A 17,258-nucleotide genomic window follows, 5' to 3' on the forward strand; every position below is an offset into this window, starting at 1 on the left:
CTCAGGCCTTGCCGGAACGGTCGATCGAAAACCCTGCCCACGCCTGACTTACCGGCATCAGCTCAAGGCTGTTGATGTTGATGTGCGCCGGCTGGTTCATGATCCAGAAAATGGTCTCGGCAATGTCCTGCGGCTGGATCGCCTCGGCACCGGCGTAAGTGGCGTCATAGCGCGCCTGGTCGCCACCGAAACGCACCAGCGAAAACTCGCTTTCGCACAAGCCCGGTTCAATGTTGCTCACCCGCACGCCAGTGCCTTGCAGGTCGCAGCGCAGGCTCAGGGAGAACTGGCCGACGAAGGCTTTGGTGCCGCCATACACATGGCTGCCTGGATACGGATAGTTACCCGCCACCGAACCCACGTTGAGAATGGTCGCGCCACGACCATGGGCGATCAGCCGTGGCAACAGCAGGCGGGTGCTGTACATCAGGCCCTTGATGTTGGTGTCGACCATGGTTTCCCAGTCGTCCAGGTCGCACTTGGGCGCCGGGTCGGCCCCCAGCGCCAGGCCCGCGTTGTTGATCAGGCCGCGCAGTTTGGCGAACGACGGCGGCAGGCCGGCAACCGCCGCCTCCATAGCCTTGCGGTCACGCACATCGAGCACCAGGCCATGAACTTCAGTCTTTTTCGACAGTTCTTCACACAGCGCGTCCAGGCGCTCCTGACGGCGACCGGTCAGCACCAGGGACCAGCCGGCCTCGGCAAATCGACGGGCACAAGCTTCGCCGAAGCCTGAGGTCGCGCCAGTGATGAAAACAGTGGAAGTCATCGGGTACTCCTTGCAAGGTCGAAATCACAGATCAGCAGCATGCCCGCCAGCAACCGTGCCAGCAAGTACACATGCGCTGTACAAAAAACAATCAATCCCACCAACACCTTGATCCATAAGGGCTGGAGAAAGCTTTGCTCACCTTATCCACAGGCTATTGCACACAGTCTGGGGGCAACTTGAAACCCGCTGAACAACTGCTAAACCCCGGATTGGCAAGTATTTTTCTTGACTGCGGGACTGTCGGCTGACCTCAGCCTGCCCCGACCTTCCAGGGCGATGATTTCAGTGATGGCCCAAGGCCCGTCAGCACGGCACTTTCAGCGTTCTTTCCAATGCTTGCCCACAGACTTATCCACAGCCTTTGCACCTACTTTGATGCCCGGTTGCACTGGCCATAAAAGACTTGACAACAGCCGCTGAAATTCTTTTATGAACGCTTGATCAAAAAACAACCACAAAGCTGAAAGCCTTGTAAACAAAGGCTCTCAGCAAGGTGCCACCAAGTTACCCACAGCCGGTTCCACACCCATGGTGGACAACTTGAACACTCAGGAAATCATCGGCTTGCAGCGACTTTGTGTCGCGTCTGGAAGGAGGTGCGCGCAAGGTTGTCCACAAAAGGCTGGACAAAAAAACGCCCTGCTGTGCAGGGCGCTTTCACTCAGGCCGGATCAATGCCCGCCCAGGTAGGCGTTACGTACTTCATCGTTGACCAGCAGCTCCTGCCCGGTACCGGTCAGGCGGATCTGGCCGTTGACCATTACATAGGCGCGATCCGAGAGCTTGAGCGCATGGTTGGCGTTCTGTTCCACCAGAAAGATGGTCATGCCGGTCTGGGCCAGTTCACGCAAGGTGGCGAAGATCTGCTTGACCACAATCGGCGCCAGGCCCAGTGACGGCTCGTCGAGCAGCAACAGCTTGGGCCGGCTCATCAACGCCCGGGCAATCGCCAGCATCTGCTGCTCCCCCCCCGACATGGTCATGGCTCGCTGATTGCGCCGTTCCTTGAGCCGCGGGAACAGGTCAAACATGCGCTGCATGTCTTCGCTGGCAAACTTGTCGCCAATGGGGATGGTGCCCATCATCAGGTTCTCTTCCACCGACATGTCCGGGAACACCCGACGCCCTTCGGGCGACTGGGCGATGCCGTTGGAGGCGATGTAATGGGACGACTTGTGGGTAATGTCGGTACCGCGATAGACAATCTGCCCGCTGGCCGCCCGCGGCTGACCGAAGATCGACATCAGCAGGGTCGACTTGCCGGCGCCGTTGGAGCCGATCAGGCTCACCGTTTCACCTTCATCGATGTGCAGCGAGACCTTCTTCAACGCCTGGATCGGCCCGTAGAACACGTCGATCTCTTTCATTTCGAGGATGGGTGCACTCATACCAGCTCCTCTTCGTCAGCACCCAGGTAGGCGGCGATCACGGTCGGGTTGTGACGGATGTCCTGCGGGGCGCCTTCGGCGATCACGTTGCCGTGGTCGAGCACCACAATATGGTCGGAAATACTCATCACCATGCCCATGTCATGTTCGATCAGCACGACGGTAATGTCGTGCTCGTCGCGAAGTACCCGGATCATCTTGCTCAGGGCTTCGGTTTCCTGCGGGTTGAGGCCGGCTGCCGGCTCGTCCAGGCAAATGATTTTGGGCCGTGTGCACATGGCCCGGGCAATCTCCAGACGACGCTGCTGGCCGTAGGACAGCTCGCCGGCCAGGCGGTTGGCGCAGTCCACCAGATCGACCACTTCCAGCCAGTAGAAGGCATGGTCGAGGGCATCGCTTTCGGCCTTGCGGTAGGCCTTGGTGTTGAGCACGCCGGCCAGCAGATTGCGGTTGACCCACATGTGCTGGGCCACCAGCAGGTTCTCCACCACCGACATTTCCCTGAACAGGCGAATGTTCTGGAACGTGCGCGCCAGACCGGCACGGTTGACCAGGTGGGTACCGCCGAACATTTTGTAGTGCATACGGTTGATAAAGCGCTTGGGTGAAACGAAGTCGCCCAGGCGGAAACGCTCGCCCAGCAACTGGATCACGTTGGTACGGGTACCGCGCATGTTCAGTTCGATCTTGCCGCCACTGGCCTTGTAGAAGCCGGTCAGGCAGTTGAACACCGTGGTCTTGCCGGCGCCGTTGGGGCCGATCAGGGCGAAGATGGAATTGCGTTTGACCTTGAGGCTGACATCGCTGAGCGCCTTGATCCCGCCAAAATGCATCATCAGGTTATCGACTGAAAGAATCACGTCATCGCTCATGGCGCCACTCCTTTACGCGGAACTACACCGGTACGGCTGATGCGAATCAGGCCGCGCGGTCTCCAGATCATCATCAACACCATCAGCACGCCGAACAGCAGCACCCGGTATTCGGAGAAACTGCGCAGCAGCTCCGGGGCCACGGTCAGCACGAATGCGGCGATCACCACCCCGACGGTCGATCCCATCCCGCCCAGCACCACGATCGCAAGGATCAGCGCCGATTCGAAGAAGGTGAACGAGGACGGGTTGACGAACCCCTGGTAGCTGGCAAAAAACACCCCGGCAAGGCCCGCAGTAGACGCCCCGAGGGTGAACGCCGAGAGTTTCACCAGCACGTGGTTGAGGCCCATCGAGCGGCAGGCGATCTCGTCTTCACGCAGCGCTTCCCAGGCGCGGCCGACCGGCATGCGGGTCAGCCGGTGCTTGATGTAGAGCACCGCCAACACCACGAGGAACAGCACGATGTAGATGAACAGGAACTTCACGTTAGGGTTGTAATCGATGCCGAAGAACTCGTGGAACGGTACGCCCCCGTCTTTGGCCCGGCGCCCGAACTCCAGGCCCATGAAGGTCGGCGAAGGGACCGGCATGCCGTTCGGGCCGCCGGTGAACGACAGCCAGTTGTTGAGCACCAGGCGGATGATTTCACCAAAGCCCAGGGTCACGATCGCCAGGTAGTCACCGTGCATCCTCAGCACCGGAAAGCCCAGTATGCAACCGGCCAGTGCCGCGGCGATGGCCGCCAGCGGCAACACCGTCCAGAACCCCAGCCCCAGGTACTGGTAACCCAGCGCCAGGCCGTAGGCACCAATGGCATAGAACGCCACGTAGCCAAGGTCGAGCAAACCGGCCAGGCCCACCACGATGTTCAGGCCCAGGCCCAGCAACACGTAGATCAGGCCGAGGATGACCACGGTCAGCAGGTATTTGTTGGCGAAGAACGGAAAGACAATGGCGATGACGATCAGCGCCGGGATGATCCAGCGCAGCCGCGACTTGTAGTCTGGTGCCAGCACATGCACGCCGGAACCGCTGCCCTCGAAGCCCTGGAGGATCGACTGCCCCTTGGGTGTCTGCAGGAACAGGCTGAGTAAAAAGCGCCCGGCCATGACCCCGGCGACCAGCCAGGACACACGGGTCGGTTCCATGTTGAAGCTGTACCCGTCGAGCACCACGCCGACGATAGGCCCGAAGACAATCAGGGAAATCAGCCCGGCGAGAATCGTGTCGATCAGGCTGCGTTTGAGATCGAATGAAGTGGATTTGGCAGCAGACATACTTACACCTTCGCCACGAGTGGGCGACCCAGCAGGCCTTGGGGACGGAAGATCAGAATCAGCACCAGCAGGGAGAAACTGAACACGTCTTTGTAGTCGGAGTTGATCAACCCGGAGAACAGCGATTCGGAGATGCCGAGGATGATCCCGCCGAGCATGGCGCCCGGCAACGAGCCGATGCCACCCAATACCGCTGCGGTGAAGGCTTTGATGCCGATGATGAAACCGGCATAGAAGTCGAACGTACCGTAGTTCATGGTGATCAACACGCCCGCCAACGCCGCCATGACGGCACCGATAACGAACACATAGGAAATCACCCGGTCGGTGTTGATACCGAGGATCGAGGCCATCTTGCGATCCTGCTGGGTTGCACGGCACATGCGCCCCAGTTTGGTGAACTTGATGATGTAGGTCAGCGCGGCCATGCCGACGAACGCGGCGACCAGAATGAAGATTTTGGTGTAGGTCAGCTGGACGAAACCGCTACCTACTTCGACGCGCCAGGCGCCTTCAAGCAGGGTCGGAATGCCTTGCTGGCGTGCACCCTGGCTGATCTGCGCATAGTTCTGCAGGATCAGCGAGATACCGATGGCACTGATCAGCGGTGCCAGGCGGGTGGAGTTACGCAGGGGTTTGTAGGCGATACGTTCGATGGTCCAGCCATAAACGCCTGTCACCACAACCGTGAAGATCAGCGTCCCGAGCATCAGCAGCGGGAAGGATTCGATACCGAAGTAAGCCAGCAATGCCAGACTGATCGCCGCCAGGTAAGCGGAAATCATATACACCTCGCCGTGCGCGAAGTTGATCATGCCGATAATGCCATAGACCATTGTGTAGCCGATGGCGATCAGGCCATAGACAGACCCAAGGGTCAGCCCGTTGACCAGTTGCTGCAGAAAAATACCATCCATAACGCAATCTCACGTATTTGAGATTGCACAAGCGCCGACTACGGTGAGCCCGGATGAAGCGGCCCTCGCAGCGCAGGTTTGTGCAGATCTACGAGAAAAGACAGGTACGGCGCAAAACCGGGTAGCGACCCGGGCCAAGGCCCGGGTCGGTTACCGTTGTTATTTTTGTTTTTCCAGTTGGTGGTACTTGCCGTCCTTGTCCCACTGGTAGACCACGTAGTCGGAGACCGTCAGGTCGCCCTTGCTGTCCCACTTCTTCTCGCCCATCACGGTTTTCACCGGATTGGCCTTGAGCCACTTGGCAGCGTCTTCGCCCTTGTTCGACTTGGAGCCATTGAAGGCGGCAGCCAGGGCCTCGACCGATGCGTAGGCATACAAGGTGTAGCCTTCCGGTTCGGTGCCTGCTTTGCGGAATTCCTCTACCACCGCCTTGCTGTCGGGCAGCAGGCGCGGGTCGGCTCCGAAGGTCATGTACACGCCATCAACGTACTGCGCACCACCGGCGGTGGTGACCAGTTCGTCGGTGACAACGCCGTCATCGGACATGAACTTGACGTCTTTCAGGCCCGCCTCACGCAGCTGCCGGACCAGTGGACCGGCTTCCGGGTGCAGACCACCGAAGTAGACGACGTCGGCACCGGCACCGCGAATCTTGGTCACCACGGCGCTGAAGTCCTTCTCGCCACGGGTCAGGCCTTCGTACAGCACCGGGGTCACGCCGCGCTTGGCCAGTTGCGCTTTGGTGGCATCGGCCAGGCCTTGGCCATAGGTGTCCTTGTCGTGCAGCACAACCACTTTTTTGCCTTTGAGCACGTCGACGATGTAGTCGCCGGCAACGATGCCCTGCTGGTCGTCACGCCCGCACATACGGAACATGGCACTCAGGCCGCGCTCGGTAACCTGCGGGTTGGTCGAACCCGGGGTGATGGCAATGACGCCCGCCTCGTCATACACCTCTGAGGCCGGGATGGTGTTGGACGAGCAGAAATGCCCGACCACACCGGCGACCTTGTCCTGGTCAACCAGTCGGTTGGCCACGGCTACGGCCTGCTTGGGCTCGCAGGCGTCGTCACCTTTGACCAGCACGATCTTCTCGCCGTTGATCCCGCCTGCGGCGTTGATCTTGTCTGCCGCCGCCTGGGCACCTTTCATGTACTGCTCGCCAAACGCTGCGTTGGCACCGGTCATCGGGCCTGCTACACCGATCTTGATGTCGGCCTGAACATACGAAGAAACACCCAGCGCCGTAGCTACGGCAAGGGCCAGAAAGCCTTTCTTGTAAAACGTCTGCGACATGAGGTGGTGCTCCTTGGTGTTTTTTTGGTTGGCACTACAACTTTCAGCAATAGCTCTGAGCAAGGGGCGTGCCATTGGATTTTTATTCTTGAAAAACACCTGAAGAAGTTGCCAGGGCCCTGGCCGCGTCCTTTTTTTACTGGCTGTGCAACCGTCTGCCGCAAGGCAAGCGCCACCCAATCGAGAAAAAAGAGCAACCATAAAGTGCCATCATTGCAACCTCGCCAAGTGGTTACGTGCAACCCGCCTGTAACAGGATGCGTAACCGAACTGCACATCGTTGGTGCGCGACTGCTACAGCGAGCACCAATACAGGCTAGCCGCTGACCGACGAAAGCGCCGCCCCCGCACGCTGCTACGGATGTACCCGCAGCTCGCCCGCCCACCTGCGGGAAAAGGCTGGCACAATGGCAATGTCTGTGCGTCGTTGCTGGCAATTAATGGCGCGCGCCCCCTACGGAGCCCCTTATGAGCGAGAGCGCCTTCGCCGATCGCATCGTGCAAAACCTGCTCGACACTGACTTCTACAAGCTGAGCATGATGCAGGCGGTGCTGCACAACTACCCCAACGTCGATGTCGAATGGGAGTTTCGCTGCCGCAATGGCGAAGACCTGCGCCCCTATCTGGCGCAGATTCGCGAACAGATCGACAACCTCTGCGAACTGAGCCTGGCTAATGGCCAATTGGGCTTTCTGGAACAGATCAATTTCATCAAGCCAGACTTTCTGCGTTTTCTCGGCCTGTTCCGCTTCAACCTGCGCTACCTGCACCTGGGCATCGAAAACGATCAGCTGTACCTGCGCATACGCGGCCCCTGGCTGCACGTGATCCTCTTTGAAGTACCGCTGCTGGCGATCATCAGCGAAGTGCGCAACCGCCATCGCTATCCACAGGTCAAACTCAGCGAAGCCCGCGACCAGCTCTACCGCAAGTTCGACTGGCTCAAAGCCCATGCCAGCAGTGATGAACTGGCAGAGTTGCAGGTGGCCGACTTCGGCACACGCCGACGCTTTTCCTACAAAGTGCAGGAAGAAGTGGTGCGGGTGCTCAAAGACGATTTCCCGGCGCGTTTCGTCGGCACCAGCAACGTGCACCTGGCACGAAAACTGGATATCAAGCCTTTGGGCACCATGGCCCATGAATGGATCATGGCCCACCAGCAACTCGGCCCACGGCTGATCGACAGCCAGATTGCCGCGCTCGACTGCTGGGTCCGCGAGTACCGCGGGCTGCTCGGTATCGCCTTGACCGACTGCATCACCATGGATGCGTTTCTCGGCGACTTCGACCTGTTCTTCGCCAAGCTGTTTGATGGCTTGCGCCATGACTCGGGTGACCCGGTGCAGTGGGCAGAAAAGGCCATCGCTCATTACCGCAAGCTGGGAATCGACCCGATGACCAAGACGCTGGTGTTCTCCGATGGCCTGAACCTGACCAAGTCACTGGAGATCTTCCGTGCCTTGCGCGGGCGCATCAACGTCAGCTTCGGCATCGGTACCAACCTGACCTGCGACATACCCGGGGTGGCGCCGATGAGCATCGTGCTTAAAATGACCGACTGCAACGGCCAGCCTGTCGCCAAGATTTCCGACGAGGCGGCCAAGACCCAATGCCGTGACGAAAACTTCGTTGCGTACCTGCGCCACGTCTTCAAAGTGTCCAAGGAGTAATTCATGCAAGCCGCCCAGCGAGAAATTGCGCAAGCACTCAAGGTCCAGCCGCCGTTCGCCGACCGTGCCGCGCTCGATGCCGAAGTGAACCGGCGCGTGGCGTTCATCAAGCAGTGCCTGAACAACGCCCGGCTAAAAACCCTGGTGCTGGGCATCAGTGGTGGCGTCGACTCGTTGACCGCGGCGCTGATGGCGCAGCGGGCGATCAACGAGTTGCGCAGCGAAACCGGCGATCCGGCTTACTGCTTTATCGCCGTGCGCCTGCCCTACCAGGTTCAACAGGATGAGCACGACGCCCAGGCCTGCCTGGACGTGATCAAGGCTGACGAAGTCCATACGGTGGATATCGCCCCGGCCGTACGCGCCCTGGCCGCCGAGGTCAAGGCGCTGGAAGGCGGTTCACCGACGATGGTCGACTTCGTGGTGGGCAATACCAAGGCACGCATGCGCATGGTCGCGCAGTACACCATCGCCGGCGCCCGTCAGGGCCTGGTGATCGGTACTGACCATGCCGCCGAAGCAGTGATGGGGTTCTTTACCAAATTTGGTGACGGTTCCTGCGACCTGGCGCCCCTGAGCGGCCTGGTGAAAAACCAGGTACGCGCCATCGCGCGCAGCTTTGGCGCACCGGAGTCACTGGTAGAGAAAGTGCCGACCGCGGACCTGGAGGACCTGGCACCGGGCAAGCCTGACGAAGCATCCCATGGCGTGAGCTACGCGCAGATCGATGCCTTCCTGCACGGCGAGCCGGTCAGCGAGGAGGCGTTCGAGATCATCAAGCGGACTTACGAGAAGACCCAGCACAAACGCGAGATGCCGTTCGCGCCTTGAAGCCGAAATCGCCGGCAAGCCGGCTCCTACTGTAGGAGCCGGCTTGCTGGCGATGGCCAGCTACACCATTACTTCAGGGTAACAGTGCCTTTCATCATCGAGATGTGGCCTGGGAACGAGCAGAAGAAGCCGTATTTCTCGTTGGCATCCAGCTTGGAAACATCGAAAGTCACCGAAGCGGTTTCCTTGGCGCCGATCACTTTGGTGTGAGCAATCACGCGCGCGTCACCTTCCTTCAGGTAATCCTTCTCGATACCGGCGCTCAGGCCATCGGTCGCGATCGGCTGCATGTCCGCTTCCTTGCTGATCACCAGGTTGTGGCCCATGACGTTCTTCGGCAACGAACCGGAGTGGGTCAGCTCAACAGTGAACGTCTTGCAGCTCTTGTCGATTTCGATGGCCTTGGTGTTGAAGGACATCTGGTCGGTGGAATCGACGGTAACCTTACACTCGGCAGCAAATACCTGAGTGGTGGCGAGAGTCAGCAAGGATACTGCTACAACTTTGGCAAACATCGTGAATCTCCATGACAGGGTTTTTATCAGTTTGCAGACTGCCTGAAACCGTGAAGCACACCCATGATGTGGGTCAAACGCCGGATACGAGGCCAGGCAGTAAATTTGTTCTATGGATTGTATACACAAATCCTAAGTGAACATCATGCGCCATTGTTAGACGATGAGACAACCTCTCATTCAGGAGTCATTGATCATGTCCTTCGGTAGCTTGATGAACAGCTTGCTCGCCGCCTACGCCTGCGGTGCCAGCGGCGCGATTTGCGAATTCGCCCGACCAGAATAGTAGTGTTTACAAAACAGTGCCGTCTTGGAAGTGACTGGCCAGCACCTTACTCTGTGTACGTTTGTAACCGGAGAAAAGTGATGCCAGTACGTTCAGTGTGTGTATTTTGCGGCGCCAGCACCGGCGTCAACCCGGCCTACCGCGAGGCGGCCATCGCCCTCGGCCAGGCCATCGCCCAGCGCGGCCTGACCCTGGTCTATGGCGGCGGTGCAGTCGGCCTGATGGGCATCGTTGCCGACGCCGCCATGGCGGCCGGTGGTGAAGTGATCGGGATCATCCCCGAAGCGCTGAAAAATGCCGAAATCGGCCACACCGGCCTGACTCGCCTGGAAGTCGTCGACGGTATGCACGCACGCAAAGCACGCATGGCAGAGCTGAGCGACGCCTTCGTCGCCCTGCCTGGCGGCCTGGGTACCCTGGAAGAGCTGTTCGAGGTATGGACCTGGGGCCAGCTCGGCTACCACGCCAAGCCGTTGGGCCTGCTCGACGTGAACGGCTTCTACAGCAAACTCGGCGACTTCCTCGACCATGTGGTGGAAGAAGGCTTCGTGCGTCCGCAGCACCGCGCCATGCTGGCGCTGGCCACCACCCCCGACGAATTGCTCGACGCCATGGACAGCTTCGAAGCCCCGGTGCTGCCCAAGTGGGTCGACAAAAAGCCTGACTAAACCTGGCATTCATCCAGCGGCATCACCGTGACCTGCACCTCCGGGTCATGGCTGCCGCCACCGAGGATCACCCCGCGCAGCGGCGATACATCGGAGAAGTCCCGGCCCCAGGCCAAGGTGATGTGCTCCAGTGCCGGGCGCAGGTTGTTGGTGGGGTCGAAATCGACCCAGCCTTGGGTCGGGCAAAACACCGAGATCCAGGCATGCGAGGCATCAGCCCCCACCAACCGCGGCTGACCCGGTGGCGGCCGGGTCAGCAAATAGCCACTGACGTAGCGAGCTGCCAGCCCACGCGAGCGCAGGCAGGCGAGCATCAGGTGGGCAAAGTCCTGGCACACACCACGGCGGCGCTCCAGCACCTCCACCAAGGGCGTTGCAACCTGGGTCGCCGTGGCATCGAAAGTGAATTCCCTGAAGATCTTTTCCATCAGCGCCTGCACCCCGAGCAGCATCGGCTGCCCCGCTGCAAAGCACGACTCGCTGAAGGCCACGAAGCGCTGTTTCAGGTGCACATAGGGCGATTCGAATCGGTAGCGACAAGCCTGCAAAAGCTCACCGCTCAGGGGCTGGCTGGCATATGTCAGGGCATCGCGCACCTGCTCCCAGGGGGGAGAAGCGCTGAATTGCGGCTCGGCGCGGGGCAGCACTTCAATCTGCAAACGTGCCACCACCTGCAACTGCTCATGCTGGCGCTCGAAGGCAAGACGCGTCAGCGGGTTGCCGAACACATCCCACTCATCACGCCGTTGGGTAGGTGTCGGGCTGATCTGCAGGACCTGCTCACTGCAGCGCTGCCAGGCACAGGGCCGCGGCCACAGGTGCGCCAGTTGCTGGGCCAGCGACACCGGGCTGTCGTAGCGATAGTGGGTGTCGTGAATAACCTGGTAATGCGCGCTCATCACACGGACACCGTTTGTTGGCTGACATCGTCGACATGAGCGAAATGACGCAGCGCCAGACGCTCGGAAATCTCGCCGCTGGCCGTGGCAATGGACTGCAACAGATCCGCCAGCCCGGTCAGTACCGCGCGAACACTGGCGCTGCCGAACAGCGAGTCTTCCAGGCTGCGCAAGTCGAAGTGCTTGAGCCGATCGGCCAAGAGCGCCAGTGCAGGCTCCGGGCTGCTGGCAAATTCTTTGCTGAGGCGCCGGTAAGCACGCACCAGCAGATTGAGCTGGAATAGCACGGCATGCGGGTTTTGTTCGTCCAGCAGGAGCAAATCCAGCACCGGTATCAACTGCGCAACCGCCAGGTAGCGCGAGCGGTAGGTGATGCTGCTGTTACCCAGCTCCAGCAGCCATTCCAGCCCGGCCTGATCGGACACCGTTGGCCCCCTCAGGTAGACCGCGAGGCTGCTGCACAAGGACTGCAAGCGCTCGATACGGCGGCCGATCATCAAGAAGCGCCAGCCATCGTCGCGGGTCATGTCGTCCAGGGCAAAGCCGGACAGTGCGGCCATGGACATCACCAGGCGATTGAGCACATCGACCTGCTCGCCAAAGTCCGCCGTTTGATTTTCCAGGCTCCGCGACTCGTTCTGCAACTCCACCAGCGCCTGCCAGTTTTCTCGCGAAAGCTTGCCACGAACCTGTGATGCCGCCCATTGCAGACGCTGCAGGTTGGCCCGCAGGCTGAAGGCCCAGTCGCTGTCCGCCAGCGCCGCGCGCACGCGCTCGGGCAGCGTACCCTCCTCTGGCAGCAACGACAGTTCATCGGCCAGAGTCACTGCCGCCTGCAAGGCCAAGGGGTCATCACCATCGAGGTAACGGGTGAGGATGATCCGCAGCAAACGCGCGCTGGCATCACAGCGTTCGCAATAGCGCCCGAACCAGAACAGGTTTTCCACCACCCGCGACGGCAGGTAGGGGTCCTTGCGGATCAGGTCCGCCACCCCGAGCGTATGCTGGGTGCGCCATTGCTCACCACTGGGCGCCGTGTCGGCCAACACCCAGGTGTCTTTGCTGGCACCGCCGCGCTGCATCGACACCACCTCGGCGTCGGCGAGGGCGGCGACCCGTGTCAGGCCGCCCGGGAGCACCCGGTAGCCCGCGGCCGAGGCTACGGCATACACACGCATGCCAATGGCCCGCGATTGCAACTGACCCTGCTCCTGCTGCCATACCGGCGCCTGGGATAACTGCGCCAGCTCCTGCGCGACGTAGGCATACGGCCGTGCCTGAATCCGCTCCGCCAGAGCCTGGCGCCCGGCGCTGTCCAGATCGCGGCCGAACACCGCGCTGAAGCTCTGCGAAGGAAACGCCGGCTTGACCAGAAGCTGAGGCAATTGCGCCAGCGCCCGCGCCATGACCGCAGGCTCACCGCACCACCAGGTGGCGATCGACGGCAGACTCAGCTCTTCACCGAACAGGCGCTGGTTGATGGCCGGCAGAAAGCCCAGCAATCCAGGCGATTCCAGCACACCAGTGCCTAGCGCGTTGGCCACCAGCACCCGGCCCTGACGGACGGCATCCAGCAGGCCTGGCACTCCCAGGGCCGAATCGGTACGCAGCTCCAGCGGGTCGCAAAAATCGTCATCCAGACGCCGCATGATCGCGTGGACACGACGCAGACCACTGAGGGTCTTCAGGTACACCGTGGCATCACGCACTGTCAGGTCACAGCCCTCTACCAGCGGATAGCCCAGCTGGCGTGCCAGGTACAAGTGCTCAAAATAGCTCTCATTGAATCGCCCCGGGGTCAGCACTACCACCAGCGGCGAATCGCTTTCACCGGGTGCCAGGCGCACCAGCGTCTGCTGCAAGGTACGAAAAAAACCCGCCAGGTGCTGCACCTTCAGGTCGCGGTACAACTCGGGCAGCGCCCGCGAAGCGATGGTGCGGTTCTCCAGTGCATAGCCTGCGCCGGAAGGTGCCTGGGTACGATCTGCCGTCACCCACCAGCGCCCGTCTGGCGCACGCGCCAGGTCCACCGCATACACATGCAGAAAGGTGCCATCGGGCGGGCTGATGCCCTGGCACGGCCACAGGAAGTTGTTATGCCCATAGACCAGTTCGGCTGGCAGCAGCCCCTCGCTGATCAATTGTTGTGGCCCGTAGATGTCGGCCAGCACGGCATTGAGCAAGCGCGCCCGCTGGGCAATGCCAGCGGCGAGTTGCTGCCATTCGCAGGCAGGTAACAGGTGCGGCAGCAGGTCCAGTTCCCAGGGCCGGTCAGCCCCCTTGGGGTCGGCGTAGACGTTGTATGTCACACCGTTTTCCTGCAGTTGGCGGGTCAGCGACGCCTGTCGCTGGGCCAGTTGCGCCCGGCCGCTGCGTTGCAGGTATGCGTACACCTGCTGCCAATGCTCGCGTACCTGCCCCTGGCCCTCGAACATTTCATGATAGGTCCCCGGGCTCACCGGGCAGGCATCAAACAGATCGGGCATGGCAAGGCTCAAGGGCTGCAAGTAATTTCAGCGTAGCGTTCAATGGCGGCGCAGATCCAGGGTAAAGGGCATGTCCGGATTGATCTGCGGCGCAGGTACCGGCAGCGTGCCCGGGCTGTGTCCGAGGCGAAAGAACCGCGCCTGACGCCGGCTCTGCGCTTCGTTGGCGTTCACCGGCTGGGTCTCATAGTTGCGCCCCCCGGGATGCGCCACGTGATACTGGCAACCGCCAAGCGAACGCCCCATCCAGGTGTCGAGCACATCAAAGACCAGCGGCGCATGCACTGGAATCGTCGGTTGCAGGCAGTTGGCCGGCTGCCAGGCGCGATAGCGCACCGCAGCCACGAATTCGCCAACCCGTCCGGTAGCCTGCAGCGGCACCGCGACACCGTTGCAGGTCAGCCTGTAACGCTCGGCACTCATGCCACTGATCTTGACCTGCAACCTTTCAAGTGACGAATCCACATAACGGACATTGCCGCCGGCACTGCCCTCCTCGCCCAGCACATGCCAGGGCTCAAGGGCCTGACGCAGCTCCAGCTCGATACCGTTGACCGCGTAATCGCCGACCTTGGGAAAACGGAATTCCAGGTGCGCAGCAAACCATTCGGCACGTAACGGGTACCCCGCCGCGTTGAGCTCGACCAACACGTCGGCAAAGTCTTGCTCGATGAAATGCGGCAGCATGAAGCGGTCATGCAACTCGGTGCCCCAGCGCACCAGGCGGTCTGGGGCATAGGGCTCACGCCAGAAGCGCACCACCAGGGCACGCAATAACAACTGCTGAACCAGGCTCATGCGCGCATGGGGGGGCATTTCAAAGGCGCGCAGCTCGAGCAGGCCAAGGCGCCCGGCCGGGCCATCAGGTGAATAGAGTTTATCGATGCAGAATTCTGCGCGATGGGTATTGCCGGTGACATCGATCAACAGGTTGCGCAACAACCGGTCCACCAGCCACGGTGCGCAGGCCTCACCTGGTGCGGGCATCTGCGCAAAGGCAATTTCCAGCTCGTAGAGTGAATCGTTACGCGCTTCATCGACCCGCGGCGCCTGGGACGTCGGCCCGATAAACAGCCCGGAGAACAGGTAAGACAACGATGGGTGGTTGTGCCAGTAACTGATCAGGCTGCGCAACAGGTCCGGGCGGCGCAAGAACGGCGAGTCCGCAGGTGTCGCCCCACCGAGCACAAAGTGATTGCCGCCACCGGTACCGGTGTGGCGCCCGTCGATCATGAATTTTTCGCTGATCAGGCGCGTCTGGCGGGCCTGTTCGTAGAGAAATTCGGTACGTTCGACCAGCTCGTCCCAACTGCTCGACGGCTGCACATTGACCTCGATGACACCGGGGTCCGGCGTCACCTTGAAATTGACCAGCCGGGGATCGGCAGGCGGTTCATAGCCTTCGAGCACGACCGGGCAGTGCAGCTCTGCGGCTGTTGCTTCGATCACCGCGACCAGCTCAAGGTAGTCTTCCAGCCGTGATAGCGGCGGCATGAACAGGTACAGCCGTCCGTCTCGGGGCTCGGCGCACAGTGCCGTGCGGGTCAGCCAGTCGGCCGACACGTCCACCGCGGGTGCAGGTCGATCCTCCTGATCGTCCAGCGTATTGCCGATGCTGGCAGCTGCCAGGGCATCGAGACCGGGCAGGTCGCCCAGAGGCTGGTTGGGGTCGGTGGGATGGACATAGGGATACTCCGCCGCACTGACCCACGGCTGCGCCGCCAGCGGCAAGCGATACCCCAGCGGTGAGTCGCCCGGCACCAAACGGCAGTGCTGGTCGCGCAGGTACCAGCGCCCGCTTTGCCAGCGTTGTTCATCGGCGCTGCGGGCCAAGGGCAGCACCTGGCCAATGACCTGGTCCAGCCCGCGGGTGAATATCCGGCGTAAACGCGCACGCTCCATCTCGTCATCCAGCCGCGCCTCCTCGGCACGCACGTTCGCAGGCAGCCCGCCCTCCCGCCCCAGGTAGTACAGGGCATCCTCATAGGCCGGAAACACATAGCGTGGTGGCAACTTTAACCGCTCGGCAACACTGGCCAGAAAGCGCGCGCCCAGTTCGCTGTCGGCGCCGTAGTCGTGCTGCTCATCGGCAACCAGCGCCGGATTGCGCCATACAGGCTCACCGTCACGGCGCCAGAAGCAGTTCAGCGACCAACGTGGCAGCTGCTCGCCCGGGTACCACTTGCCCTGGCCGAAGTGCACCAGCCCCTTGGGTGCATAGTGCGTACGCAAGCGCTGGAACAGTTCGCCGGCCAGGCGGCGTTTGTTCGGGCCCAGAGCCGTGGTGTTCCATTCGGCACCATCAGGATCGTCAATTGCCACGAACGTCGGCTCACCGCCCATGGTCAGGCGTACATCGTCGGCCTTGAGGTCGCTATCGACCTGACGGCCCAAGGCGACAATCGCCTGCCATTGCTCATCGCTGTAAGGCAAGGTTACCCGTGGCGCCTCCCATAGCCGCTCGACACGCATCTCGTGCTCGAAGGTGCAGTCGCAAGGCTCGACCAGGCCACTGATCGGAGCTGCCGACGTAGGATCCGGGCTGCACGCCAGGGGAATGTGGCCTTCACCGGCAAACAGCCCGGAAGTGGCGTCCAGGCCGATCCAGCCGGCACCCGGCAAGTACACTTCACACCATGCATGCAGGTCGGTGAAATCCACCTCGGTGCCGCTCGGCCCGTCGAGCGCCTTGATGTCGGCGGTCAACTGAATCAGGTAGCCGGAAACGAAGCGTGCGGCCAAACCCAGGTGGCGCAGCAGCTGCACCAGCAGCCAGGCCGAGTCGCGGCACGAGCCAGAAGCCAGCTCCAGCGTCTGCTCCGGTGTTTGCACGCCCGGCTCCAGGCGAATCAGGTAGCTGATGTCCTGGCTCAGGCGCTGGTTCAGCGCGACGAGGAAATCGACACTGGGCCTGGGGCTGCGCTCGATGCCCTGCAGGTAAGCCGCGAATGCCGGTGTCAGGGGCAATTGCTCCAGGTACGGCATCAACTCATGGCGCTCATCCTTGGCATAGCTGAACGGAATCTGCTCGGCGTAGGGCTCAAGAAAGAAATCAAACGGGTTGAACACCGCCATCTCGGCAACCAGGTCTACTTCCACACGCAGGTGGTCGGTTTTGTCCGGGAACACCAGGCGCGCGAGGTAGTTGCCTTGAGGGTCCTGCTGCCAATTGATGAAATGCCCGTCCGGCTGCACTTTCAATGCATAGGAAAGAATCCGCGTGCGGCTGTGTGGCGCCGGGCGCAACCGCACGATCTGTGGCCCCAGTTCGACGGCACGGTCGTAGCGGTAGTCAGTGACATGGTGCAAGGCGACATGAATCGACACGGCGGGCCTCCTGCGAGCCTGGACGGTACTAGAACCGCGCAAGACTTGTG

Annotated in this window: 13 protein-coding genes; 3 read left to right on the top strand and 10 right to left on the bottom strand. The window is 61.2% G+C overall.

Annotated features, from left to right (window positions below):
- Nucleotide 1 precedes the first annotated feature (1 nt).
- From I5S59_RS07515 to I5S59_RS07540, 6 genes are all read right to left on the bottom strand, one after another.
- Nucleotides 2-769, bottom strand: a complete 768-nt coding sequence (locus I5S59_RS07515; protein WP_197876080.1) for an SDR family oxidoreductase — start codon at nt 767-769, stop codon at nt 2-4.
- Between the two features lie 674 nt (nt 770-1,443).
- Nucleotides 1,444-2,160, bottom strand: a complete 717-nt coding sequence (locus tag I5S59_RS07520) for an ABC transporter ATP-binding protein (RefSeq protein WP_128321525.1) — start codon at nt 2,158-2,160, stop codon at nt 1,444-1,446.
- The gene (locus tag I5S59_RS07525) at nt 2,157-3,032 is read right to left on the bottom strand and encodes an ABC transporter ATP-binding protein (RefSeq protein WP_128321526.1); all 876 of its coding nucleotides are present in this window, start codon (nt 3,030-3,032) and stop codon (nt 2,157-2,159) included. Before I5S59_RS07525 ends, I5S59_RS07520 begins: the two co-directional genes overlap by 4 nt.
- Nucleotides 3,029-4,312 (bottom strand): high-affinity branched-chain amino acid ABC transporter permease LivM, encoded by a 1,284-nt coding sequence (gene livM / locus I5S59_RS07530; RefSeq protein ID WP_197876081.1) that lies wholly within the window; start codon nt 4,310-4,312, stop codon nt 3,029-3,031. The genes I5S59_RS07525 and livM overlap by 4 nt, the downstream gene beginning before the upstream one ends.
- Nucleotides 4,313-4,314: 2 nt before the next feature.
- Nucleotides 4,315-5,229: an ABC transporter permease subunit gene (locus I5S59_RS07535; RefSeq protein WP_128321528.1), complete on the bottom strand. Its 915-nt coding sequence runs from the start codon at nt 5,227-5,229 to the stop codon at nt 4,315-4,317.
- Between the two features lie 159 nt (nt 5,230-5,388).
- A complete protein-coding gene (locus I5S59_RS07540; RefSeq protein WP_197876082.1) occupies nt 5,389-6,525 on the bottom strand; it encodes a branched-chain amino acid ABC transporter substrate-binding protein in 1,137 nt (378 codons plus the stop codon).
- 468 nt (nt 6,526-6,993) lie between these two features.
- Here I5S59_RS07540 and pncB point away from each other — a divergent pair, with 468 nt between their 5' ends.
- Nucleotides 6,994-8,196: a nicotinate phosphoribosyltransferase gene (pncB, locus tag I5S59_RS07545; RefSeq protein WP_197876083.1), complete on the top strand. Its 1,203-nt coding sequence runs from the start codon at nt 6,994-6,996 to the stop codon at nt 8,194-8,196.
- 3 nt (nt 8,197-8,199) lie between these two features.
- On the top strand, nt 8,200-9,027 hold the full coding sequence (gene nadE, locus I5S59_RS07550) for an ammonia-dependent NAD(+) synthetase (RefSeq protein WP_197876084.1): 828 nt from the start codon (nt 8,200-8,202) through the stop codon (nt 9,025-9,027).
- Between the two features lie 68 nt (nt 9,028-9,095).
- Here the strand turns inward: nadE and azu are convergent, their stop codons facing one another.
- Nucleotides 9,096-9,542, bottom strand: coding sequence for an azurin (azu, locus tag I5S59_RS07555; RefSeq protein ID WP_128321532.1), 447 nt, complete (start codon nt 9,540-9,542; stop codon nt 9,096-9,098).
- Nucleotides 9,543-9,908: 366 nt separating this feature from the next.
- Between azu and I5S59_RS07560 the strand changes: the two genes are divergently transcribed.
- On the top strand, nt 9,909-10,496 hold the full coding sequence (locus tag I5S59_RS07560) for a TIGR00730 family Rossman fold protein (protein ID WP_128321533.1): 588 nt from the start codon (nt 9,909-9,911) through the stop codon (nt 10,494-10,496).
- On the opposite strand, the gene I5S59_RS07565 is transcribed toward I5S59_RS07560, so the two are convergent.
- From I5S59_RS07565 to I5S59_RS07575, 3 genes are read right to left on the bottom strand one after another with little or no spacing between them, the layout of a single operon-like run.
- Nucleotides 10,493-11,395 carry a transglutaminase family protein gene (locus tag I5S59_RS07565; RefSeq protein WP_197876085.1) on the bottom strand — a complete coding sequence of 301 codons (903 nt, stop codon included), beginning with the start codon at nt 11,393-11,395 and terminating at the stop codon, nt 10,493-10,495. The two genes, I5S59_RS07560 and I5S59_RS07565, sit on opposite strands and share 4 nt — an antisense overlap.
- Nucleotides 11,395-13,881: a circularly permuted type 2 ATP-grasp protein gene (locus tag I5S59_RS07570; RefSeq protein WP_197876086.1), complete on the bottom strand. Its 2,487-nt coding sequence runs from the start codon at nt 13,879-13,881 to the stop codon at nt 11,395-11,397. The genes I5S59_RS07565 and I5S59_RS07570 overlap by 1 nt, the downstream gene beginning before the upstream one ends.
- Before the next feature lie 39 nt (nt 13,882-13,920).
- Nucleotides 13,921-17,208, bottom strand: a complete 3,288-nt coding sequence (locus tag I5S59_RS07575) for a DUF2126 domain-containing protein (RefSeq protein WP_197876087.1) — start codon at nt 17,206-17,208, stop codon at nt 13,921-13,923.
- Nucleotides 17,209-17,258: the final 50 nt, after the last annotated feature.

The organism is Pseudomonas alkylphenolica (assembly GCF_016009175.1).
Lineage (GTDB): Bacteria > Pseudomonadota > Gammaproteobacteria > Pseudomonadales > Pseudomonadaceae > Aquipseudomonas > Aquipseudomonas alkylphenolica_B.

What these genes read in the sequence shown, in the direction of transcription:
- I5S59_RS07515 (WP_197876080.1), bottom strand. Translation starts at nt 769, where the DNA reads ATGACTTCCACTGTTTTCATCACTGGCGCGACCTCAGGCTTCGGCGAA.
- I5S59_RS07520 (WP_128321525.1), bottom strand. Translation starts at nt 2,160, where the DNA reads ATGAGTGCACCCATCCTCGAAATGAAAGAGATCGACGTGTTCTACGGG.
- I5S59_RS07525 (WP_128321526.1), bottom strand. Translation starts at nt 3,032, where the DNA reads ATGAGCGATGACGTGATTCTTTCAGTCGATAACCTGATGATGCATTTT.
- livM (WP_197876081.1), bottom strand. Translation starts at nt 4,312, where the DNA reads ATGTCTGCTGCCAAATCCACTTCATTCGATCTCAAACGCAGCCTGATC.
- I5S59_RS07535 (WP_128321528.1), bottom strand. Translation starts at nt 5,229, where the DNA reads ATGGATGGTATTTTTCTGCAGCAACTGGTCAACGGGCTGACCCTTGGG.
- I5S59_RS07540 (WP_197876082.1), bottom strand. Translation starts at nt 6,525, where the DNA reads ATGTCGCAGACGTTTTACAAGAAAGGCTTTCTGGCCCTTGCCGTAGCT.
- pncB (WP_197876083.1), top strand. Translation starts at nt 6,994, where the DNA reads ATGAGCGAGAGCGCCTTCGCCGATCGCATCGTGCAAAACCTGCTCGAC.
- nadE (WP_197876084.1), top strand. Translation starts at nt 8,200, where the DNA reads ATGCAAGCCGCCCAGCGAGAAATTGCGCAAGCACTCAAGGTCCAGCCG.
- azu (WP_128321532.1), bottom strand. Translation starts at nt 9,542, where the DNA reads ATGTTTGCCAAAGTTGTAGCAGTATCCTTGCTGACTCTCGCCACCACT.
- I5S59_RS07560 (WP_128321533.1), top strand. Translation starts at nt 9,909, where the DNA reads ATGCCAGTACGTTCAGTGTGTGTATTTTGCGGCGCCAGCACCGGCGTC.
- I5S59_RS07565 (WP_197876085.1), bottom strand. Translation starts at nt 11,395, where the DNA reads ATGAGCGCGCATTACCAGGTTATTCACGACACCCACTATCGCTACGAC.
- I5S59_RS07570 (WP_197876086.1), bottom strand. Translation starts at nt 13,881, where the DNA reads ATGCCCGATCTGTTTGATGCCTGCCCGGTGAGCCCGGGGACCTATCAT.